The organism is Chitinasiproducens palmae, assembly GCF_900095735.1.
Taxonomy (GTDB): Bacteria; Pseudomonadota; Gammaproteobacteria; order Burkholderiales; family Burkholderiaceae; genus Chitinasiproducens; species Chitinasiproducens palmae.
Genome location: NZ_FNLO01000010.1, coordinates 91,576 through 113,521 on the forward strand (window position 1 = coordinate 91,576; position 21,946 = coordinate 113,521).

General features: G+C 68.6%; 17 protein-coding genes. 8 read left to right on the forward strand and 9 right to left on the reverse strand.

All coding sequences use genetic code 11. From position 1 onward, the window contains the following. Window positions 1–99 precede the first annotated feature (99 nt). Window positions 100–360: a hypothetical protein gene (locus BLU54_RS16280; RefSeq protein WP_139169727.1), complete on the forward strand. Its 261-nt coding sequence runs from the start codon at window positions 100–102 to the stop codon at window positions 358–360. Window positions 361–769: 409 nt separating this feature from the next. On the opposite strand, the gene BLU54_RS23420 is transcribed toward BLU54_RS16280, so the two are convergent. The 4 genes from BLU54_RS23420 to msbA all read right to left on the reverse strand — a co-directional run bounded on the left by BLU54_RS23420 (window position 770) and on the right by msbA (window position 3,956). Further along, complete coding sequence (locus tag BLU54_RS23420; RefSeq protein ID WP_139169728.1) at window positions 770–958, reverse strand: hypothetical protein; 189 nt, start codon at window positions 956–958, stop codon at window positions 770–772. A gap of 72 nt (window positions 959–1,030) precedes the next feature. Beyond that, on the reverse strand, window positions 1,031–1,345 hold the full coding sequence (locus tag BLU54_RS24490) for a hypothetical protein (RefSeq protein WP_091910727.1): 315 nt from the start codon (window positions 1,343–1,345) through the stop codon (window positions 1,031–1,033). A 104-nt stretch (window positions 1,346–1,449) separates the two neighbouring features. Further along, on the reverse strand, window positions 1,450–1,812 hold the full coding sequence (locus BLU54_RS16290; protein WP_091910729.1) for a hypothetical protein: 363 nt from the start codon (window positions 1,810–1,812) through the stop codon (window positions 1,450–1,452). Between the two features lie 425 nt (window positions 1,813–2,237). Next, a complete protein-coding gene (gene msbA, locus BLU54_RS16295; protein ID WP_407919437.1) occupies window positions 2,238–3,956 on the reverse strand; it encodes a lipid A export permease/ATP-binding protein MsbA in 1,719 nt (572 codons plus the stop codon). A gap of 707 nt (window positions 3,957–4,663) precedes the next feature. Between msbA and BLU54_RS16305 the strand changes: the two genes are divergently transcribed. Then, window positions 4,664–5,773 (forward strand): glycosyltransferase family 4 protein, encoded by a 1,110-nt coding sequence (locus BLU54_RS16305; RefSeq protein WP_091910735.1) that lies wholly within the window; start codon window positions 4,664–4,666, stop codon window positions 5,771–5,773. Window positions 5,774–5,866: 93 nt separating this feature from the next. Here BLU54_RS16305 and BLU54_RS16310 read toward each other — a convergent pair whose 3' ends face one another. After that, window positions 5,867–7,198 carry an O-antigen ligase family protein gene (locus tag BLU54_RS16310; RefSeq protein ID WP_235837993.1) on the reverse strand — a complete coding sequence of 444 codons (1,332 nt, stop codon included), beginning with the start codon at window positions 7,196–7,198 and terminating at the stop codon, window positions 5,867–5,869. A 505-nt stretch (window positions 7,199–7,703) separates the two neighbouring features. Here BLU54_RS16310 and BLU54_RS16315 point away from each other — a divergent pair. The 4 genes from BLU54_RS16315 to BLU54_RS16330 all read left to right on the forward strand — a co-directional run bounded on the left by BLU54_RS16315 (window position 7,704) and on the right by BLU54_RS16330 (window position 11,470). Then, window positions 7,704–8,720: a glycosyltransferase family 2 protein gene (locus BLU54_RS16315; protein WP_091910738.1), complete on the forward strand. Its 1,017-nt coding sequence runs from the start codon at window positions 7,704–7,706 to the stop codon at window positions 8,718–8,720. Beyond that, on the forward strand, window positions 8,717–9,679 hold the full coding sequence (locus BLU54_RS16320) for a glycosyltransferase family 9 protein (RefSeq protein WP_091910740.1): 963 nt from the start codon (window positions 8,717–8,719) through the stop codon (window positions 9,677–9,679). Before BLU54_RS16315 ends, BLU54_RS16320 begins: the two co-directional genes overlap by 4 nt. A 20-nt stretch (window positions 9,680–9,699) precedes the next feature. Beyond that, complete coding sequence (locus BLU54_RS16325; protein ID WP_091910948.1) at window positions 9,700–10,518, forward strand: glycosyltransferase family 2 protein; 819 nt, start codon at window positions 9,700–9,702, stop codon at window positions 10,516–10,518. Between the two features lie 118 nt (window positions 10,519–10,636). Further along, window positions 10,637–11,470 (forward strand): bestrophin-like domain, encoded by an 834-nt coding sequence (locus tag BLU54_RS16330; RefSeq protein ID WP_091910743.1) that lies wholly within the window; start codon window positions 10,637–10,639, stop codon window positions 11,468–11,470. A gap of 55 nt (window positions 11,471–11,525) precedes the next feature. Here the strand turns inward: BLU54_RS16330 and dnaE are convergent, their stop codons facing one another. After that, complete coding sequence (dnaE, locus tag BLU54_RS16335) at window positions 11,526–15,047, reverse strand: DNA polymerase III subunit alpha (RefSeq protein ID WP_091910950.1); 3,522 nt, start codon at window positions 15,045–15,047, stop codon at window positions 11,526–11,528. 657 nt (window positions 15,048–15,704) lie between these two features. Between dnaE and BLU54_RS16345 the strand changes: the two genes are divergently transcribed. Both BLU54_RS16345 and gluQRS read left to right on the forward strand, forming a co-directional pair. Beyond that, a complete protein-coding gene (locus BLU54_RS16345) occupies window positions 15,705–16,559 on the forward strand; it encodes a sulfurtransferase (protein ID WP_091910748.1) in 855 nt (284 codons plus the stop codon). A 66-nt stretch (window positions 16,560–16,625) separates the two neighbouring features. Next, entirely contained in the window at window positions 16,626–17,552 is a 927-nt protein-coding gene (gluQRS, locus tag BLU54_RS16350; RefSeq protein ID WP_091910953.1) for a tRNA glutamyl-Q(34) synthetase GluQRS, read from the forward strand. A gap of 128 nt (window positions 17,553–17,680) precedes the next feature. Here gluQRS and BLU54_RS16355 read toward each other — a convergent pair whose 3' ends face one another. The 3 genes from BLU54_RS16355 to BLU54_RS16365 all read right to left on the reverse strand — a co-directional run bounded on the left by BLU54_RS16355 (window position 17,681) and on the right by BLU54_RS16365 (window position 21,768). Continuing rightward, a complete protein-coding gene (locus BLU54_RS16355) occupies window positions 17,681–19,162 on the reverse strand; it encodes a DEAD/DEAH box helicase (RefSeq protein ID WP_091910955.1) in 1,482 nt (493 codons plus the stop codon). A 520-nt stretch (window positions 19,163–19,682) separates the two neighbouring features. After that, entirely contained in the window at window positions 19,683–20,921 is a 1,239-nt protein-coding gene (gene purT / locus BLU54_RS16360) for a formate-dependent phosphoribosylglycinamide formyltransferase (RefSeq protein ID WP_091910750.1), read from the reverse strand. A gap of 310 nt (window positions 20,922–21,231) precedes the next feature. Further along, entirely contained in the window at window positions 21,232–21,768 is a 537-nt protein-coding gene (locus BLU54_RS16365; RefSeq protein ID WP_091910958.1) for an MgtC/SapB family protein, read from the reverse strand. Between the last annotated feature and the right edge of the window lie 178 nt (window positions 21,769–21,946).

Here is a 21,946-nt window from a genome sequence, read left to right on the forward strand (position 1 = left end):
AAACCCACTGATACCCCTCTGCCGACGCCGCGTTGTTACCGTTCCTCTATGCAGATGCGATCCGCGATGCCTCACACCGCGGCGCAGAAGGAGACGGCGATGTCGATGAAACGAATTCTGATGGGTGCATGCGCAGCGGTGACACTGGGCATTGCACTGGCGCCCGCCACGGCGAACGCCGGGTGTCGGACCGTGTGGGCCTACGATCACTGGGAACGGCAGTGCTGGGCACCGGTGGTGCCGGCCTACTATCCGGGCTATGCACCGCCGCCGCCGCGCTGGCGGCCGCCGCCACCACGTTGGCGCCATCACCACCACCCGCGCTGGCATGGCGGCCCGCCGGGGCGCCCGCACTGGTAAGCGCGGCAGCGTATGCGGCGCCTGCAAGCGCTGCGCGCCGCGTGCGGCGTCCGAGAGCCCTCCGAAGTGCCTGGGCTCTTCGAGTTGGCAGCAAAGGCAGTCTTGGAATGTTGAGCAGTTGCGCCGCACGCAACGTGACGTTCAGGCGGCCGCTGCAAGCCTGAGCCTCGCGTCAGCCGGTGCGGGCGCGTGCTGCGCCCAAATGGCACGCGAGCAAGTTGGCTGCCCGCCTGACGCGCTTATCTTATTGAAATTCACCCGCCTGCCGCCAGCGTCGATTCCGGGCAGCGATGAGGCCATGGTTGGCGGCCCACCGACAGCACGATCGGCAGCTCAATCAACAGCGCCGCCGAGACTGAACGCATTGGCCGGCCGCGGCCAGCGGCAACGCGCATGGGCCGCCATCACGTCACTCGTCCCACCGTCCCGCCGCCCCACCCTGTCGGCGTGCGACCGCCAGCCAGACACCGGCCAGCGCCGGAACCCAAACGGCGGCCGCCTCATGCAGCACCCGCGCCATGTTGCGCGGGCCGGAAGGCACGAAACCGTGTTCCCCTCGCGGGACGAACACGGCTTCGGAGTCATCTGGACGTCGCACGGCTGTCGTCTGCTCGATCCGGCAGCAAGACTGCAACAGCCGCACCGGCGTCAACACGCCGTCAACACGACGTCAATACGGCGGCGGGGGCGGCGGACCGTAGTAGTACGCGCGTTGCGGGTACACCGGACGGCCATAGTAGTCGTACGCTACCGGCGCCGGGTAGTAGACCGGTGGCGGCGGCGGCGGTGCGTAGTACACCGGCGCTGGCGACGAATACACCACTGCGGGGCCACGGCCCCAGCCGGAACCGACTACCGCACCGAGCACCGCACCGCCGAGCAGGGCGCCGGCAATGGCGCCGCCGTGCGGGCCGCGCGCGTAGCTCGGCTGGACGGCGAGCGTCAGCGTTGCCGCCACCAGTGCGGCTGACAAGGCTTTACGCATGGAAGACCTCACTCAGGTCGTGATTGGATACGGCCAATTATCAGGCAACCATTCGGCTGCGGGTGCAACCGATGGTTACTTGCGAAACAATTACCGCTGAAGTATCAATGCCACCGGCCCGGGCCAGGACCCCAGCCGTCGGCGCGCGGGCCATGCCAGCCCGGGCCGCGCCACTGCGGCCCAGGGCCGCGCACGTAGACGGGTGCCGGCTCGACATAGGCTACCGGCGCGGCGTAGACCGGCGCAGGTTCGACATAGACCGGCGCCGGCGCGACATAAGCCTGCTGATACACCGGAGCCTGCTGATAGACCGGACCCGAGTTCGCCACTGCCGTGCCTACCAGCGCACCGACGACCGCGCCGCCCAGCGCCCAGCCGAGCGCATCACCCGGGCCATGTGCCGAAGCCTGCTGAATACCACCGGCCATGCCAGCCACAATCAGTCCGGTTGCAATCCACTTCTTCATCACTCCTCCTTCGCGCCGGGCACGGCGACTCTGCTTTCGCGGCCTTGGTCGACCGCACGAATGCATTATGGAATTTAGTGAAAAGTCAGTTGCAACCGTTGTTTACAGCACATTTCAAGCGTGTCGCCGCGGCTCTACCGAAGGCCGTCGCAGGCCCGCCGGTCGGCCCTGCCGGACCGTGGCGCCCTTTCGGTGGAAGCAATTGCTTACAAAGTGTCGGGCCTAGCACACCCACCCGGACGGGTTAGTGGGCGCGACGAACGTCATCCAGGGGCGGCCGGGAGGCCATGGCGGCTGGGGCCAGTCGAGCGACGCGCGACAGGCGCGCTGGCCACCGTGCGGAATACACCGCGGGTCGTTGCGCGGACCACTGCGCGGGGCACGGCGCGCCTGCGAGCCATGGCACGCTTTGCCGCGCAAACCCGTCACCGCTGGAACTGGATGCGGTGCAGATTCGCGTAGAGGCCGCCCTTGTCGAGCAGTTCGTGGTGGGTGCCCGCCTCGACGATGCGGCCCGCATCGAGGACCAGGATACGATTGGCGCGCTCGATGGTCGACAGCCGGTGGGCGATGACCAGCGTCGTGCGGCCGCGCATCAGGCGCTCCAGGGCCGCCTGGACATGCCGCTCGGACTCCGAGTCCAGGGCCGAGGTGGCCTCGTCGAGAATCAGGATCGGTGCATCCTTGTAGATTGCGCGCGCAATCGCCAGACGCTGGCGCTGCCCGCCGGACAGCCGCATGCCGTTGTCGCCGACCCGCGTCTCCAGCCCCTGTTCCAAATGCGCAACCACCTCGCGCAGATTCGCCGCATCGATTGCCGCCTCGACCCGCGCCATGTCGATCGGCTGGCCATAGGCGACATTCGCCGCGATGGAATCGTTGAACAGCACGACGTCCTGGCTGACGAAAGCGAACTGCGCGCGCAAGTCCGCCAAGCGGTAGTCGGCGAGCGGCACACCGTCGACCAGGATACGGCCGGCGGGCGGGTCGAAGAAACGCAGCAGCAGCGTCACGAGGGTGGTTTTGCCGCTGCCCGACGGCCCGACCAGCGCCACCATCTCGCCCGGTTCGACGGAAAAATCGATGTCCTTCAGAACCAACCGTGTAGCGTCAACGTAATGGAAGTCGACGTGCTCGAAGGTCACCCGCCCGGCCACGCGGCCCGCCCGGTGCGATCCGCCTTCGGGTTCGGGCGGCTCGTCGATCAGTCCGAAGATAAGTTCGGCGGCAGTCACGCCGCGCTGCAACGGCTGGTTGATGTCGAGCAGGTGCTTGAGCGGCGAAATGACGAGCATCATCGCGGTCACGAACGAGACAAAGCCGCCTATGGTGGTCTGGTCGTTCGCAGACTGGATCACGGCAATCGTCAGGACGACCGCAAGTGCGATCGAAGCCAGCAGTTGCGTGATCGGTTGGCCCAGACCGCCCGCGATGGTCATGCGCATCGCATAGCCGCGCAAGCGCTGGCTCATCGCCTCGAAACGGCGCTGCTCGTATGCTTCCCCCCCGTGTACCTTGACGACGCGGTAGCCACCGACAACTTCTTCGACGATGTACGAGAGCTCGTTGGTCTTTGCCTGGAACTCCCGGTTGAGGCGGCGCAACCGCCGATTGATCTTGCCCACCAGCCAGCCGATCACTGGCAGGATCACCGCGACGATCAGCGTCAGCCGCCAGTTCTCGTAGAGCATGAGCACAAGCAGGCAGACCACGGTCATCGAGTCGCGCACCAGCGTGACCATCACCGTGGTCAGAACGTTGAGTACCTGATTGACCTCGAATACCACCGCGTTGATGATCGTGCTGGCGGTTTCGCGATGGAAGAACGCGGCACGCGCGTGCAGGACGCGTGAGAACATCTCGTTGCGGAGCTGCAGCAGAATGCGGTTGGTCGCATAGGAAAGCAGGTAGTTCGACGCGTATTGCGACGCGCCGCGCACCAGGGCGAGCGCGACCACCGCCGACGGGATCAGCCACCGATAGCGTGCCGCCTCGCCGCCCCGACTGCCGAAGCCGTAGTTGACCAGCGGCTTGAGCAACGCAGGGATGCCCGCCTCACATGCAGCGACAACCCCCATCGTGAGAATGGCAAGTACCCAAATCGGCCATAGCGGCAGGACGAAGCGCCGCAGCCGCTCGAACATCTGGCGTTGCGCGATCGGTTTCGCGAGGGTGGCGGATGAATCGGGTCCGGCAGTCTTCATGGAGGCTCGTGAGCAGGCCGCGCGCACGGCAACCGGCGCGAAAAAACGCCCATTGTAGCGGCATCGGCCCGCAAGCTCGCCGCCCGGACGCGGCTTGCTATAATCCGGCCGGCCAGCCGTCGGCCGGCGCGGCGCACGGCAGCGGGTCGAGGGCGAGCGCGGCGGCAGGCGATGGAGCGGAGGCCACGGAGCGAAGGCAATGCAGGCGCGCCGCCGGCGGCCGTGACGTCGCCGGACACGGCGGACACGGCGGACACGGCGGACACGGCGGACCTGGCGGACCTGGCGGACCTGGCGGGCATGGCGGCGGGCGCCACCCGGGTGACGCCGACAATGCGCTGCGGGATTTCGCTGCGGGATTTCGCTGCGGAACATTGCTGTGAAGGCGGCTCGGCACGCGCCTCCGACGCTGCCGCCGAACATGCCTGTGAATGCCGCCCGGCATGTGGTTCGCGATGCCGCTTCAGAGAATTACGCCCATGCGGCAGCCGAACCTGGCCAGCGCGCTCCCGCCCCGGCCGGTCGGGGGTCTGTGCGACACCGGCCTGCCCGCCCGGGCCCACCCACGACCGCGCCGTCCCGGCCGTCGTCCCAACCACCCTCTTGCGCGGCGCCGGCAACGGTCGCCAACGCCGCCTTCCTCAGCCATGCCCCTTTCCCGAACCGGCGCGACTTCTTCGCAAGCGAATGTCGGCATCGTTTGCCAGGCCCTCCAAAACAGCGGCGGTTTCGAGCGCTACGTACGCGACCTGATCGGCGCGCTGCATCGGCGGGCCATCACGCCCCGCGTCTACGCGCGTCGGATCGACGCCACGCTGCCCGAGGCGCGCCTGGTGGAACCGGCCGTGCTCGGTGTCCGCTGGCTGCCGGGCAAGCTGCGCGATGCCGGCTTCGCGCTGCTGCTGCAGCGTCGGCTGTCAGCCAACCGCCCGCGCCTGCTGTTGACCTGCAATCGCGGCGGCGCCGCCGACATCGCGATCTGCGGCGGCACCCACCCGGGGTTCCTGGCGCGGATCGGACGCCGCCCGCGGTTCAGCGATCGGATTCAGATCGCCCTGGAACAACGCACCTATGAACGCGCGAAGCGCGTCGTCGCGCATTCGGCCCTGATGGCGGAAGAACTGCGCCGGCACTACGCGCTGGCCGACGGCAAGGTGGTCGTCCTGCCGCCCCCGGCCGATACCCGCCGCTTCAGTCCGGTCGACGACGCGCGGCGCGCGGCGCTGCGGGCGGCGCTCGGCCTGCCGACCGACCGCCTGGTCTTCGTGTTTTCGTCGACCAGTCATGAACGCAAGGGCTATGCATTGCTGCGCGACTTCTTTGCGTCGACCGAACTGCCGGTCTGCCTGCTGGTGGTCGGCCGCCCGGTCGAGGCAGTCGATGAACGAATCCGCTATGCGGGTTACCGCGACGACATCGAGAATGTCTTCCGCGCCGCGGACTACACGGTGATCGCGTCCCAATACGAGCCGTTCGGCCTGGTTGGCGTGGAATCGGTGTTGTGCGGCACGCCGCTGGTCAGCGCGGCGAACGTCGGCTGTCTCGACGTGATCGATCCCACCGCGCGCATCGCGTTCACACGCGACACGCCCGGATCCCTGGCCGATGCGATCGGCGAAGCGGTGCGGCGGGCGGCAGCGGGCGAGGACGCCCGGCTGCGGACCCCGCGCGAAGCGCTGCGCTACGATCCCGACGTCGACCGTCATGTCGAGGCACTGCTCGCGCTCGGCGCGACGTTCGGGCACGCGGTCCGCTGACGGCGAGCTGCTGGCGTGGCCTCGTCAACACAGTCAGCCGGCGGGCACCGCCTGGCGGGACTGCTTCCGCACTGACCCTGGCGGCCGGCGCGCTCAGCCGTTGGCGGAGCCGCCCGTCTCCGCTCGCGTCGCCGTTGCATGTGCCGCCGTCGGCTCGCGCATCGGTACGCCGGCGGCACGGCGCGACTCGATGATCGCCAGGAGCGTCGCCGAGAACAGCGCGACCAGCCCGACCGCGGGCACGGCGACCAGCACGTCGATGGTCAGGCCGAAAACCGCGATCGCGACCGCATGGGCGACGCCCATGAACGCCGCGGTGCGCACGACGCGGTCGGGATTGCGCAGTTCGCGCCAGAAGTGAAAACCCAGGCCGAAATAGAACAGCGCGAGCATCGCCACGCCGATCAAGCCCATTTCGGCGAGTGTCGAAAAGAACTCACTGTGCGCCCGCTCGTTGACGATCGCCTGATCGACTTCATGGCGCGCGCTCATCGCCCGCAGGTTGCGTTCGAGGTGTCCCTTGCCGACGCCGAACACCGGTGCCTGCGCGAACAGCCGCGTCGACGCCTGCCAGAGTTGCAGGCGCAGCCCGATCGACGTGTCGCGCTGCCCTTGTAGCAACGAGGCCACGTCGTGCTCGGCCGCGTCGATGCGGGTCCGCACGCCTTGCGTGGTTGCCAGGCCGGCGCCGAGCGCCACCACCACCGCCAACAGCAACAGGCTGCGGCGCGCGTGGCGCAGCCAACCGTTCTGCAAGGCCAGCAGCAGGATCAGCAACGGGATCATCAGCCAGCCGCCGCGCGTACCCGACAGGTACGATGCATAGAGGCCCGCGAGCAACGCGATGGTCTTCGGCCACGCCGTCAGCCGAGGACGTCGGTCCCAGCCGATCGAGAGGACCGACATGAAGCCGAACATCAGGGCCGTGTTGCCGAACGGAATCGGATTCGTGTAGCTGTTGCCGAGCCGGTTGGTCGGCGTCAGCACGTTGTGCCAGGCCTGCCAGCCGCCCCAGAGACCGGCACAGATCGCACCGAGCACGCAGCCCCAGCCGAGCCAGCACAGACGTTGCGCCGGCAGCCTGCACAACAGCAGGAAGATCGGCAGGATCATCACCAGCCGCGACCAGGCATCGAACTGGCGCGGCAGGAAGCTGCCGAACAGCAGTTGCTGCACCGCCACGGTGCACAGCGGCGCGCACATCGCCGCGGTGTACCACCGGTAGCGTACAAGCGGCGCAAGATAGCCACGCGTCCAGCCGGCACGGCTGCCGACGTAAAGGGCCAGCGCAAAGAGCAGGAACAGTGCATAACCGTTGCCTCCCCGGACGGCCAGCGTCGTGCCGACGCCGAGGCTCGCCACCAGGCACGCCAGCGACGCGAGCGCGCCTGTCGAACGGGTCGTCAGCGGATCATGCATAGGCATTCAGTTCTCCGTGATGATTGCTGCGTGTGTTCAGTGCTCTGGCGACCTGCCAAGGCTTCGACAGTGGATCCGCTATCGAGCCGCTGTCGGACCCACTATCGGCGCCACCGGCGCCACCGGCGACGGCGCGCGGGGCAACGCAGGTCCAGCGCTTGCGGCAACCGTGCTCGCTCGTGCCCGTCGGTCCCGCTCGCGCCGTCGGCGGCCCGTGCGCCGGCGCGGCCGCTGAATGTGTCGGCGGCATGCGTTCGCGGCTGCCGGACGGGCGCGACGGGGCGCGACGGGGCGCGACGGGCACTGTTGGCCGTTGCCGGAATCGGTGCCGCGGCAGCGCCGGCTCGAAAGGACCGCGCATTATAGCCGTGTTCCCACGGCCGGCCGTATCCCTGATCCGAGGGAGCGTGGGCCGATGCTATAGTTACGCCCCATCGCTTTCCGTCGCCCGAACCGCCGTGTCCACATCGCCCCACCACCGTCGCCCGCGCATCGGGAACGAGGCCCGCCGATGACCGCGGTGTCCGCCAGGCCGGCCGACAGCGACGCCACGCCGCTGGTGAGCCTGCTGCTGATCACCTATCGGCAGCGCGACACCATCGCCGCCGCCATTGCGGGCGCGCTTGCGCAGGACTATTCGCCGCTCGAGATCATCGTCTCGGATGACGCGTCCGACGATGGCACGTTCGAGGCCGCGGCCGCCTGCCTGGCCGGCTACGCCGGTCCACACCGCATTGTGCTGCGCCGCAATGCCTGCAATCAGGGCATCAGCGCACACTTGAGCGCGCTCGCGGCACTCGCGCAAGGCGAACTGCTGTTCGTCGCGGCTGGCGACGACATCTCGGTGCCGGACCGCTGCAGCCAGGTGGTCGCATTCTGGCTGGCTGACGCGCGCCGCCCGGACCTGATCGCGACCGACCTCGTCGACATGGACGAGCATGGCGGACTGCACGCCACCCTCTCGCCGACCACCCTGGACGACTACCGTGGCTTCGAGGATTGGGCAGCGCGCCGCCCGCATCTGATCGGCGCGTCGCACACCTGGACGCGCCGCCTGTTCGACCGGTTTGGTCCGATGCAGCCGGGCCTGTTCGGCGAAGATCAGATCATGACCTTTCGCGCGATCATGTCGGGCGGCGCGCGCTCGCTGCACGCGCCGCTGGTCCATTACCGGCGCGGCGGTCTGTCGGCGCGACGCGCCCGTTATCGGCTCGACGACTACATTGCGCGGCTGCGCTTCACGAACCGGCACGGGCTCAGCGAAATCGAGCAGCTGCGCGCCGACGCCGCGCGCGCGGGCTGCGGCGAACGGATGCGCGACATCACCGCGTCGAAGTACGCCCGCGAACGCTTCATGCAGCAGCAGTTCGACAGCAGCGATTGGCGTACGCGCGTGGCGCTCCTGTTCGGCAGCCGCGAGGTCGGCCTGCCCTGGCGGATCCGCGTGTTCCTCTATGCGAACTGCCCGGCGATCTACCGCCCCTTCTTCTTCCTGCGCCGCCTGACCCGGCGGCGCGACCGCCGATGACCGAGATTTCGACGACGCGCCTCGCCCCTGGACAGACGATCGCCTTCATGATGTCGCCTCGCCTGGGCGACTCGCTGTTGTCGATGATCGTCGTCAACAACCTGGTGCGCAACGGTTACCGCGTGACCGTGTTCGGCAGCTACATGCATGCGCTGCGCGACTGGTTCGCCGACTTCGACATTCGCCCGGCGCTGGCCGACGCGCAGACCCGCGACGTGCTCGCCGGTTTCGATGTGGTGATGCAGGCCTATCCGCCCGACAGCCCGCCCAGCGTACGCGGCTGGCACCCGCGCGTGCTGGTGATGGACGAATGGCCGAGCTATCGGCGTCTGCAGAACATGACCGACACGCAGATGGCGATCTGCCGCGACGAATTCGGCCTGCACGACGTGGTGCGCGAAAACGGTCTGCGCGCGCCGGCCGGGCTGGTGGCACGGCGGCATGGGCTGCGCGTCGCGATCCATCCGAGCGCCAACCTGCCACGCAAATGCTGGCTGCCGCGCCGCTTCCTGCGGCTTGCGCGGCGGCTGCAGGCGAGCGGCCTAGAAACCGCCTTCATCGTCGCGCCGGAGGAGCGGGCCGAATGGTCGTGGCTCGACGACGAAGGCATGGCGATGCCCGTCTTCGGATCGATCTCGGCGCTGGCCGCCTGGCTGTACGAATCCGGCTGGATGATCGGCAACGACTCCGGCATCGCGCATCTGGCCTCCAACCTCGGCGTGCCGGCCATCTCGCTGGCGGTACGACGCAAGATCGCGATCCGCTGGCGGCCGGGCTGGGCCGCCAGCCGCGCGGTGCTGCCGCTGCCCGTACTGCCGGGCAAGATTGCGAAGGACCGGCTGTGGAAGTTCTTCCTGCCGGTCGGCCGCGTGCTGGCGGCCTATGAAGACCTGCGCCGCGAAACCGGCGCGGCGCCGCTGCCGGCGGCGCGAACCGCCGCGGCGGACGGTCGGCGATGAGCGCGCCGATCACCGCGCCGATGCCTGCGCCGATCACCGCGACAGACGCGCCGCGCGCGGACGCGGGAACGCCGACGCTGGGCGTCGCGATCATCACACGCGACGCCGGTCCGCGCTTCGCCGAGTGCCTGGCGGCGGTGGCCTTCGCGGACCGCATCGTCGTGCTCGACTCCGGCAGCCGGGACGGCACGGTGGCGCTGGCCCGCGCGGCCGGCGGCACCGTGCTGGAGCACAGCGACTGGCCCGGCTTCGGACCGCAGAAGAACCGCGCGATCGAGCAACTCGATACCGACTGGATTCTGGTGGTCGACAGCGACGAAGTGGTCAGCGCCGCGCTGCGCGACGCGATCGGCGCGGCGTTACGGCGCGAGGATGCGGACGTGTTCGCGCTCGATCGCCTGTCGTCTTTCTGCGGACACTGGATGCACCATGCCGGCTGGTATCCGGACTGGGTGCCGAGACTGTTCCGGCGCGGCCGCGCCCGCTTCTCGGACGATCTGGTGCACGAACGGCTGGTCTACTCGGGCGCTGCGACACGGCTGTCCGGTCAACTGCTGCACTACTCTTACGAGGACAGTGCGAGCGTGCTGCGTAAGATGGCCGCCTATGCGGAAGCCGGCGCGCGGCAGCGCTTCGCGCGCGGCGAGCGCGCGACCCTCGGCAAGGCGGGCGCGCGCGGCGCCTGGGCATTCGTGCGCACCTATGTGCTCAAGCGCGGCTTTCTCGACGGCAAGGCGGGCTTGCTGGTCGCGCTGTTCAATGCGCAGACCGTGTTCTATCGCTTCGTCCGGCTCGCCGAACTGGGCCGAGGGGCCGACGACAGTGCGTCGCCGCGCTAGCCGGAGCATGGTCGCGCGCATCGTCCGGCGTTCCGGTCGGCCGCCCGCGTGCGCGGGGGTGCGCTAAGCTCGGCGAAGTGGCGAGCCGGTTCGCGCGACGACAGGAGTCGAGGAATCCATGAAAAGCATCGACACGCACGACTTTCTGGTGGCGTTGGGCGTTCTTCTCTGGCTGGTCGTCGCATCGCACGCCGGCATGCGGATGCGCCGCGTGATGCCCGAATCGTATCGCTCGAAGGAGACCTCCACCGTGCTGCAAGCGGTGATCCTGATGCAGGTCACGTTCGCGGCGATCGTGCTCGGCGTGCTGATCAGCACGGCCAAGAGCGAATTCGACGATCTCGGCCATGTCGTGCAGCGCTATGCCGTCAACCTGATCGAAGTCGACCGCGACTTGCGCGAGATCGGTTCGCCGGCGGCGGAGCTTCGCGCGACCCTGACCGCCTATGTCGGCACGTCGGCAGGCCGCCCATGGGGCCGGGGCAACGAACGCACCGAGGTTGGCGACGCCGCCGAAGCGGCCGCGCGCAACGGTTTCGACCGGCAGTTGATCACGCGGGTGGGTTCGCGGCAGCAAGGGCAACGTCTGGACAGCGTGCTGCACGGCCTCGCCCAGTTGACCGACCTGCCGGCCGCGGTGCGCGCGCCGCGCGACCATGCGCTGCAGCTGATGCAGCAGACCATCGCGCTGCGCGACGCGGTGATCGCGCAGTCCGGCACCGGCGTGAACCTGCCGTTCTATGCGGCGCTGATCTTCTGGTTCAGCGTGATCTTCTTCATGATGGGCTTGCTGTCACCCTATAACACGCTGATCCACGTCGTCTCGGTGCTCGGCGCGCTGACAGTATGCTCGGCGTTCTTCGTCATGATCGAGATGCGCACGCCGTTCGGCGGCCTGATCCAGATCTCGAAGGATCCGCTGCTCGACGCGCTGCGCTACCTGCGGCGCTGAACGACCGCGCCGGACGCTGGCGCGGCCACGCTACACACTACCCTCCGCGCCGCGGTCAGACGTAGGCGATCGCCACCGATTCGGTCGAGTAGGCGGCCGATAGTTCGGCCAACAGCGCGTCGGCCGGATTCACCCGCCATGCATCGCCAAGCGTGATCTCGGTTTCCGCGCGCGGACCACGATAGAACACGCGCACCGGCAAGCCCGGCGGCCCCAGCTCCTCCTCCACCGCGCGGCCCCGGCCCTGTCGCGCGTGCGCCGGTGCCGAGTCCCGCGCCGGTACAGGACTCGCCGCGCAGCGATGCCGCGCCAGCAGTTCCGCGAGCCGCGCCGGATCGGCGCTGGCGTCCAGCCGCAACGCCAGCGCACGCGCGAAGCGGCTGCGCGCCGAGGCCAGATTCATCACCGCTTCGGCATTGAAGCGAATGCCGCCGGTAAAGCTGTCGTTGCGTGCCTGACCGCGCACGATCAACAGCTCGTCTTCCTTGAAGCAGTCGCGGTTCGCGTCGAACACCTCGTTGAACACGGTGATCTCGACCTGAGCGGTGCCGTCGTCGAGCAGCGCAATGATCATCTTTCCCCGGCCGGTCATCTGCGTTCGCACACCGATCAACACGCCGGCGATGGTCTTGTCGCGGCCCTCCTTCAGGTCGGCGATCGACTGCCTGACGAACTGCCGCACTTCCGCCGCATACCCGTCGAACAGGTGACCCGACAGGAAGAAGCCGATGGCCGCCTTCTCCTCCTGCAGCCGTCGCTTGTCGGTCCACGGCTCGGCGGCGACCAGTTCGTGGGCCGGCGTCTCGCCGCCCATTTCGAACAGCCCGACCTGCAGCGCATTGGCGCTGGCCTGGTCGGCCGCCTCCACGGCGAGCGACAGCGAGGCAAGCAACGTCGCGCGTTCCGCGCCCAGCCCATCGAGCGCGCCCGCGCGAATCAGCGCCTCGATCGTGCGCCGGTTGACAACCTTGCGGTCGATGCGCGCGCAGAAGTCGAACAGGTCCTTGAACGGCCCGTCGGCGCGCGCGCGCAAGATTTCCTCGATCGCACCCTGCCCGCTGCCCTTGATCGCGCCCAGGCCATAGCGGATCGTCATCGAACGCGGCTTGCCGTCGGCAACCGGCTCGAAGCGATAGGCCGAAGCGTTGATGTCCGGCGGCAGCACTTCGATCTTGTTCACCTTGCAATCCTCGAACAGGATCTTCACCTTGTCGGTGTCATCCATCGCCAGGCTCATGTTCGCGGCCATGAATTCGGCGGGATGGTGGGCCTTCAGCCAGGCGGTGTAATAGGCAAGGAGCGCGTATGCGGCCGCGTGCGACTTGTTGAAGCCGTAGCCGGCGAACTTCTCCATCAAGTCGAAGATCTCGTCGGCCTTCTCGGCGGTCAGGCCGTTCTTGGCGGCGCCTTCGCGGAACAGCTCGCGATGCTTGGCCATCTCCTCGGCCTTCTTCTTGCCCATCGCGCGGCGCAGCAGGTCGGCGCCACCCAGCGAATAGCCGCCGATGATCTGCGCCATCTGCATGACCTGCTCCTGGTAGACCATGATGCCGTAGGTCTCCTTAAGCACCGGCTCGACGCGCGGGTCCGGATATTCGACCCGCTCGCGGCCGTGCTTGCGGGCGCAGAAGCTCGGGATCAGGTCCATCGGACCGGGGCGGTACAGCGACACCAGCGCGATGATGTCCTCGAAGCGGTCCGGCTGCGCATCCTTCAGCATGCCCTGCATGCCGCGGCTTTCCAGCTGGAACACGGCGACGGTGTTCGCCTTCTTCAGGATCGCGAAGGCGGCCGGATCGTCGAGCGGCACGTCGGCCAGCTTCCAGTCCGCCTTGGCCGGATCGAGACGGCGGATGTAGCGCTCGGCCCAGTCGAGAATCGTCAGCGTGGTGAGGCCGAGGAAGTCGAACTTGACCAGGCCGACCGCTTCGACGTCGTCCTTGTCGTACTGGCTGACCACGCCGCTTTCGTCGCCCTGCGTGTAGAGCGGGCAGAAGTCGGTCAGCTTGCCGGGCGCGATCAGCACGCCGCCGGCGTGCATGCCGACGTTGCGGGTCAGCCCCTCGACACGCTGCGCCAGATCGAGCAGCGTGCGCACCTCGTCCTCGTTCTGATAGCGCTCCGCCAGCAGCGGCTCCTCCTTCATCGCATCGTCGATCGTCACATGCTTGCCCGGCTTGAACGGGATCAGCTTCGCGATGCCATCGGTGAAGGTGTAACCGAGGTCGAGCACGCGCCCGACGTCGCGCACCGCGGCCTTCGCGGCCATCGTGCCGAAGGTCGCGATCTGCGACACCGCGTCCGCGCCGTACTTGCGCTTCACGTACTGGATGACCTTGTCGCGCCCGTCCTGGCAGAAGTCGATGTCGAAGTCGGGCATCGAGACCCGTTCCGGATTCAGGAAACGCTCGAACAGCAGGTTGTAGCGCAGCGGATCCAGGTCGGTGATGCCGAGCGAATACGCAACCAGCGAACCGGCGCCCGATCCGCGTCCCGGTCCGACCGGCACGCCGTTGTGCTTGGCCCAGTTGATGAAGTCCGCAACGATCAGGAAGTAGCCCGGGAAGCCCATCTTCTTGATGGTGCCGGTCTCGAATTCGAGCCGTTCGAGATAGGTCGGACGCTGCGCATCGCGTTCGGTGGCATCCGGATACAGGGTCGCGAGACGGGCTTCGAGGCCTTCGCGCGCCTGGGCGACCAGATAATCGTCGAGCGTCATGCCGTCGGGCGTCGGAAACTGCGGCAGCTTCGGCTGCCCCAGCTCCAGCGTCAGATTGCAACGCTTGGCGATCTCGACGGTGTTCTCTAGTGCCGACGGCAGGTCGGCGAACATCTCGACCATGTCCGCTTGCGTGCGGAAGAACTGGTCCTCGCCGAAGCGCCGGCCACGGCGCGGGTTGGCCAGCATGTCGCCTTCCGAGATGCACACGCGCGCTTCGTGCGCGGTGAAGTCGTCCTGGGTCATGAACTGCACCGGATGCGTCGCGACGATCGGCAGGCCCAACTCGGCGGCCACGGCCACCGACTGGCGCAGCAGCGGCTCGGCACCCGCGCCGACCCGCTGTACCTCGATGTAGAACGCATCCGGGAACAGTGCGGCCCAGCGCTGCGCGTGCTGCCGCGCCGCCGCCGGGTTGCCGTTCGCAAGCGCGATGCCGACATTGCCGAATTGCCCGCCCGAGAGCGCCAGCAGCCCCTCGCCCAAGCCTTCCTCGAACCAGGCCGGATCGACCTCGGCACGGCCACGATGCTGGTTGCGCAGCCAGGCGCGACTGAGCAGTTCGCACAGGTTCAGGTAGCCCCGGCGGTCGCGCACCAGCAACAACAAGCGCGACGCCTTGTCAGGATCGTCCGGATTGGCGATCCACACATCGCAGCCCGCGATCGGCTTCAGGCCGGCGTCGCGCGCCGCCTTGTAGAAGCGCACCAGCCCGAACGCGTTGCTCAGGTCGGTCAGCGCCAACGCGCCTTGACCGTCGGCCGCGGCAGCCGCGATCGCGTCGTCGATGCGGACGATGCCATCGGCGATCGAGTACTCGGAGTGGAGGCGAAGATGGACGAAACGAGGATCTGACATGCGGTTGGGACCGGTGAAAACGGAAGAGTCTGCGACGCGCCGAAGCGGCCGCGGCCAGCGCGGCCGTGCCCGAAGCGAATACGAACCTGCGACCAAGCGGCGACGCAGCGGCGACAAATCAGCCACGAGCCGGCCACGCAGCGGCCGGACCGAAGCCACCGAAGCCACCGAACCGACCGAAGCAACGATAACGCGGCAACGCCGCACTGCCCGAACGCCAATCTGCGACGGCCAAAGCGACGGACAGCAGCGCGGCGTAACGGCGGCTTAACGGCGGCGTTACGGGCGACGTAACGGCGGCGCAATGGCGGCGCAATGGCGGCAAACGGTCGCGAAGCGTGCCTGCGGCCACGACGGCCATCCTGCCCACCCCGGCTGCAGGTCGGAGCGAACGGTGCTCGCCGCGCGGACCGCGCTGCATCGAGGCGCGCCGCGCACGCCGACCGCTGCCGACGGCATCCCTACGCGCCCCGCGCCGCTGGCGCCCGGCGGACCTGACGGGCCGTGCGCGCCTGCCGCTCGGGCGCCGCGCCGGCGTCCCATCGCCCCACCTCGCTCGCAAGGCTGGCCGAATGCGAGATAATACCGCCGCCGGCGCCCCGGTGGGAACTTGCCCGGCGCTGCGCCGGCGCGCTCCTGTTCCGTCCCGAAGTCATCATGTCGATCGTCAACCTCGCGGGCTATCTGTTCGCGCCCATTCCCGATACCGCCGTCCTGCGCGCACCTTTGAAAGCCCGCTGCGATGCGCTGGGCCTGCGCGGCACCATCCTGCTGGCCGGCGAGGGCATCAACCTGTTCGTCGCCGGGCGTGCCGAAGACTGCGACGCGCTGCTCGACTTCCTGCGCAACGACCCGTTGTTCGAAGGCCGTTTCGCCGCACTCACGGTGAAGCGCAGCCTGTCCGACGCGCAGCCGTTTCGCCGCATGCTGGTCAAGCTGAAGAAGGAAATCATCACGATGAAACATCCGGCCATCGCGCCTGCCGCCGGACGGGCGCCGGCGGTGGCCCCGGCCACGCTCAAACGCTGGCTCGATCAGGGAAGCGACGACAGCGGCCGGCCGGTGGTGATGCTCGACACGCGCAATGCGTTCGAAGTGGACGTCGGCACGTTCGAGGGCGCGCTGGACTGGCGGCTCGACAAATTCAGCGACTTTCCCGCCGCCCTGGCCGCGCACCGCGACGAACTGACCGGCAAGACGGTGGTGTCGTTCTGCACCGGCGGCATCCGCTGCGAGAAGGCCGGGCTCTATATGGACGAGATCGGCATCGACAACAGTTATCAGCTCGACGGCGGCATCCTCGGCTACTTCGAACATGTCGGCGGGGCGCACTATCGAGGCGACTGTTTCGTATTCGACCACCGCACCGCGCTGGATGCGCAGCTGCAGCCCGCCAGCGCCGCGCAGTGCTTCGCCTGCCGCACCGTGCTGGACGCCGGTGAGCAGGCGTCGCCGCTCTACATCCATGGCGAGCAATGTCCGCACTGCGCGCCGCGCGGCCCGGCCAGTTGAGCGTCGGCACCGGACAATGCACGCCCGTCGATGCACGCGCTGACACCTCATTCGATGCGCCAGTCGATGCCCCGGCTGGCTAGCGCGCAGGACGGCAATCGAACGCCCGCTCGACGACGCTACCGGGGACGCTTCGCGCCCTCACCGACCGGTCCGCTCCATCAGGGCTCGCTGGTGGGCGCGCTAGCCAGCTATCTGGACGCGCGTGCCCATCGCGGTGACTGGCTGCTGCGCATCGAGGACATCGACGGCCCGCGTACCATGCCGGGTGCCGACCGAGAAATACTCGCGACGCTGCGCCACTTCGGTTTCCACTGGGACGAAACGCCGCTCTGGCAGAGCCGGCTCACCGCGCGGTACCAGCGGGCCTTCGGCCGACTCAATGCAGACGGCTGGATCTACCCGTGTGGCTGCACGCGACGCGAAATCGCCGATTCGCTGGCGGCCGCGCAGCTGCGTCACGCCACCCTGGCCTATCCCGGCACCTGTCGCTGCGGGCTGCGCGGCCGGCCGGCGCGGGCCTGGCGGGTCCGTGTCGATGCGTGGCCCGGTCCGCTCTGCTATCACGACCGCTACGGCGGCCAGCTTTGCCAGGATCTGGCGACCGAAGTCGGGGATTTCGTCCTCAAGCGTGCTGACGGGCAGTGGGCCTACCAGTTGGCGGTGGTGGTCGACGATGGCGCGGCCGGCATCACCGATGTGGTGCGCGGCGAGGATCTGCGCGATTCGACACCGCGTCAGCTTTATCTGCAACGCCTGCTGGGTCTGCCAGCGCCCCGCTACCTGCACGTGCCGGTGGTGCGCGAAGCGAACGGCGACAAGTTGAGCAAGCAGACCGGCGCGCCGGCGCTCGATCGCCACGGCGATCCGCTGCCGGCGCTACGCGCGGCGGCACGTCATCTCGGTCTGGATATCGGCGCAAGCAGCCTGGCGGCATTTCACCGCGAGGCGGTGCCGGCCTGGGCGCAACGTTGGCTGACACGCCCGCGTTGAACGTCGGTCCCCGCCGGTGCTTCGGCTGGGAATACTTGGCAGCGCTGCGATACGGACGCAGCACTGGCGCATCAATGAAGCAGTATCGACGCGGCACTGACGTGCCCCCCTCGGCCTTTGCTTCGGCCTTACTTCGGCGTTCCGCCGCCGAGCAGGGCGGCCAGTTGCCGCTTCGGCGCCTTGCGCGCTTGGTCGCCCGCTGCGTCGGCCGCATCGGCGGCGGCTTCGACCTTGGCCGGTGCCGCCTCGTAGGGCCGCAGGAAGAAGTCGTCCACCGGCGCCGGACGTGCCCGGGACGGCGCATGGCCATTGCGGCCGCCCCGCTCACCCCGGTCGCTCCACTCGCGACGGCCTTCGCCGCCGCGGTACTCGTCCCGGCGCGGCGCGCGGCTGCGCCGTTCCATCACCAGCGGCAGCTTGTCGATCTCGCGGCCGATCAACTTCTCGATGTCGGCCAGCAGACGCTTGTCGTCGGGCGCACACAGCGAGAGCGCATCGCCGGACGCCCCCGCGCGGCCGGTACGGCCGATCCGGTGCACGTAGTCTTCGGCGTTGAACGGCAGATCGTAGTTGATCACCGCCGGCAGGTCGGCGATGTCGATGCCGCGCGCGGCGACGTCGGTGGCAACCAGCGTGCTGACCTCGCCGCGTTTGAACGCCTCAAGCGCCTGCATCCGCTCGAGTTGCGACTTGTCGCCATGGATCGCCGCCGCGGCGATGCCCTCGCGCTCCAGCCGGCGCGCCAGGCGCGAGGCGCCCAGCTTGCTGTTGCAGAAGACGATCACTTGCGTCAGCCCACGCTCGCGCATCAGCTGCACCAGTGCGCCCTCGCGGTCGCTGCCGTCGATCTCGTAGATCGTCTGCGTGACGTTGGTGGCCGTCGCGTTGCGGCGCGCCACCTCGATGGTGACCGGGTCGCGCAGGTAGCTGGCGGCGAGCCGCTTGATCTCGTTGGAGAACGTCGCGGAAAACAACAGCGTCTGCCGGCTCGCCGGCAACAGGTTCAGGATGCGCTGCAGGTCGGGCAGGAAACCCATGTCGAGCATGCGGTCCGCCTCGTCCAGCACCAGCATCTGAACCTGCGAGAGCTGCGTGTTGCGTTGCTCGATATGATCGAGCAGGCGGCCCGGCGTCGCGATCAGAATTTCGACGCCGCCGCGCAACTCGGCCGCTTGCGGCTTGATGTCGACGCCGCCGAATACCACCGCGCTGCGCAGCCCGGTGTGTGCGGCATAGCTCTGCACGTTCGCCGCCACCTGGTCGGCCAGTTCGCGGGTGGGCGTCAGGATCAACGCCCGCACCGGATGGCGCGCCGGCGAGACGCTGCGATTCGCATGCGGCAGCAGGCGCTGGATAATCGGCAGCGAGAAGCTGGCTGTCTTGCCGGTGCCCGTCTGGGCAGCCCCCATCAGGTCGCGTCCGGCCAGCACGATCGGAATCGACTGCGCCTGGATTGGCGTCGGCGTGGTATAGCCCTGCTGCGCGATCGCGCGCAGGATATCGGCGCTCAGCCCGAACGCGTCGAAGCGTTCGATCGGAGCCGCGGCGGAGGATTCGGTCGAACCCGCGTTCGGCGTGGTTTGCGACGGATGCGTTGCGTTATCTGACATCTTGCCCATGCTTGAGGTGCCGCCCGGCGCGGGCGATCGCGCAGCGGCAGCGGCTTCCGCCGTGTCGGCGCGGAGCGCGTCGGCAGCAACGGCATAATCCACCGGAGGAAACGAAACGCGGCGGATGCCGGCGCGCGACGGGTCGCGAGGAACGTTGCGAGCGGCCAGTCAACCCTGGAAACGGCAGACCAGCGTCTGGCATGCGTGAGCTTCGCCGACGGCACCCGTCGGGGGCGACGACCTGTCCGGTGTGTCAGGTTCGTCGCGCACGCAGTCCAGCGAAAGAGGCGGCGGGTGCAGGATCGCGGACAGCCACGTCTCGCGCGGCGCCGCTGCCCGCACTCGCGTAGGAGACGGGCCAAAGGAAGATTGTAACACCGTTGGGCATGCGTCCCGCATGCTCGATGCCGCACCCGCATCGCACTACGGCTTCGCTACACCGAGGCCAACGCCGTCTGCCGCGGCCAGCGCATGCGGCGACACGGATCCAGCGGCGACACGGATCGAGCGGCGAGACGGCTCAGTCGGCGGCGATCGGCTTGACGCAGGCGGCGGCGCGGCGCGCGCGGTCGCGGGCTTCTTCGACGTCGGCACCGGTGGCCAGTGCGACGCCCATGCGCCGCTTGACGAAGCTCTCCGGCTTGCCGAACAGGCGCAGGTCGGCCCCGGGCACGGCCAGCGCGTCGGCCACGCCCGTGAAGCGCACGCCCTGCGCGTCCATGCCGCCGTAGATCACCGCCGATGCGGCCACCTCGCGCAGCGCCGTATCGACTGGCAGGCCCAGGATGGCGCGCGCATGCAGGTCGAATTCGGAATAACGTTGGCTGGCCAGCGTGACCAGGCCGGTATCGTGCGGGCGCGGGCTGACTTCCGAAAACCACACGTCGTCGCCACGCACGAACAGTTCAACGCCGAACAAGCCGTAGCCGCCGAGCGCCTCGGTCACCGCGTGGGCGACGTCGCGCGCGCGCGCCAGCGCCGCGGCTGGCATCGCCTGCGGTTGCCAGGACTCGACATAGTCGCCATCCACCTGCCGGTGGCCGATCGGCTCGCAGAAGGCGGTGGCGGGCTTGCCATCGGCGCCGGCGTGGCGGACGGTCAACAGCGTGATTTCGTACTCGAAGTCGACGAATCCCTCGACAATGATGCGGCTGCCGGCCACCCGGCCGCCCGCCATCGCATGCGCCCACGCCGGCCCAATGTCGTCGGCGGAACGCAGCACCGATTGCCCCTTGCCCGACGACGACATGACCGGCTTGACCACGCAGGGAAAACCGATGCCGGCGTCGATGGCCGCGCGCAATGCTGCCTCGGAGTCGGCGAACGCATAGCGCGACGTCGGCAGGCCAAGCGTCTCGGCCGCCAAGCGGCGAATGCCTTCACGGTTCATCGTCAATTGCGTCGCGCGCGCGGTCGGCACGACGCGCGCCGTCCCCGCCGCCTCGATGGCGGCCAGCGCATCGGTGGCGATGGCCTCGATCTCGGGCACGATCAGGTGCGGCTTGACCCGTTCGATCAACGCCGTCAACGCAGCGCCATCGGTCATCGGCAGAACGTAGGCTTGGTGGGCCACCTGGTGGCCCGGCGCGTTCTCGTAACGGTCTACCGCGATCACCTCGACGCCCAGGCGTTGCAAGGCGATCACGACCTCCTTGCCCAGTTCGCCGGCGCCCAGCAGCATCACGCGCGTCGCATGCGGCGAGCGCGGCGTGCCGAGCACGATGCCGCGCGAAGGATCGATCAGGGTGTCGGTGGTCATGGACGGGCTCACGGTCTGCAAAGGGAACGGCGGCGATTTTACCCGTTCTTGTCCGGCGCACGTCGACATTGCGCCTCCGATTCGCCGCCAGGACCGGACCAGCGCCCCGCGACATCGAGTGCATCGCCTGCTTGCTTCCCGCACGCGGCGCCACCGCGCGTCGCGCACGGCACCGGTACACGACATCTCGGACAGCCGTGCCTGCGACGGCGCTGCGTGCGTAGGCTACCGACAGGCGCTCTCGTCCGGCGCGACGACCCGCCGCCCTTGCCCTTGCATCACGCGAGGCGACGCGACCGCAGTCACTCCCCTACTCCTCCTCGCGCGCGCCGCCGCGGTCATTGCGCTGGCCATCCCGCGCGTCGTCCGAGCCGATGCGCCGCTCGATCGGCCTTAGCACCGCCAGGATCGCGAGCGCAACCAGCGTCGTCACCACTGCCGTCGTCTCCCGGCCCAGCCCCGCGGCCACGCCGATGGCGGCGGTGGTCCAGATGCTCGCCGCGGTCGTCAGTCCCTGCACCTGGCGTGTCGCACTGAGCTTGATGATTGCGCCAGCGCCCAAAAAGCCAATGCCCGACACCAGACCCTGCAGGACGCGGCTGACATCGCTGCGCTCGAAGCCGGCTTCCAGCGGCACGAATGTGAAAAGCGCCGCGCCCAGCGCAACCAGCATATGCGTGCGCAAGCCAGCCGGATGTCCGCGACGCTCGCGCTCGACACCGATCAACCCGCCGAGCGTGAGCGCGACGCCGAGACGCAACAGCAGCCGCGTCAGTTGCGACGCATCGCTGAGATCGCTGAATTCGCTCACCACGGTCGTCCACGCTTCGTGCAGCCATGCGTCCATCGTCTTCCACGCCATTGTCTTTGTGCAACGATGCTACCCGGAAGCGCGGCGGTCGTCCCGGTGCGTTCGGGTGCATCCCGTCGCGGCTCGGCGCGTGTGCGTGTGCAGCGATGGCGCGCGCCATCGGCATAACGACAGACGACCAACCGGCGCGGCCCTTGCTTAAGGCAATGGCGGG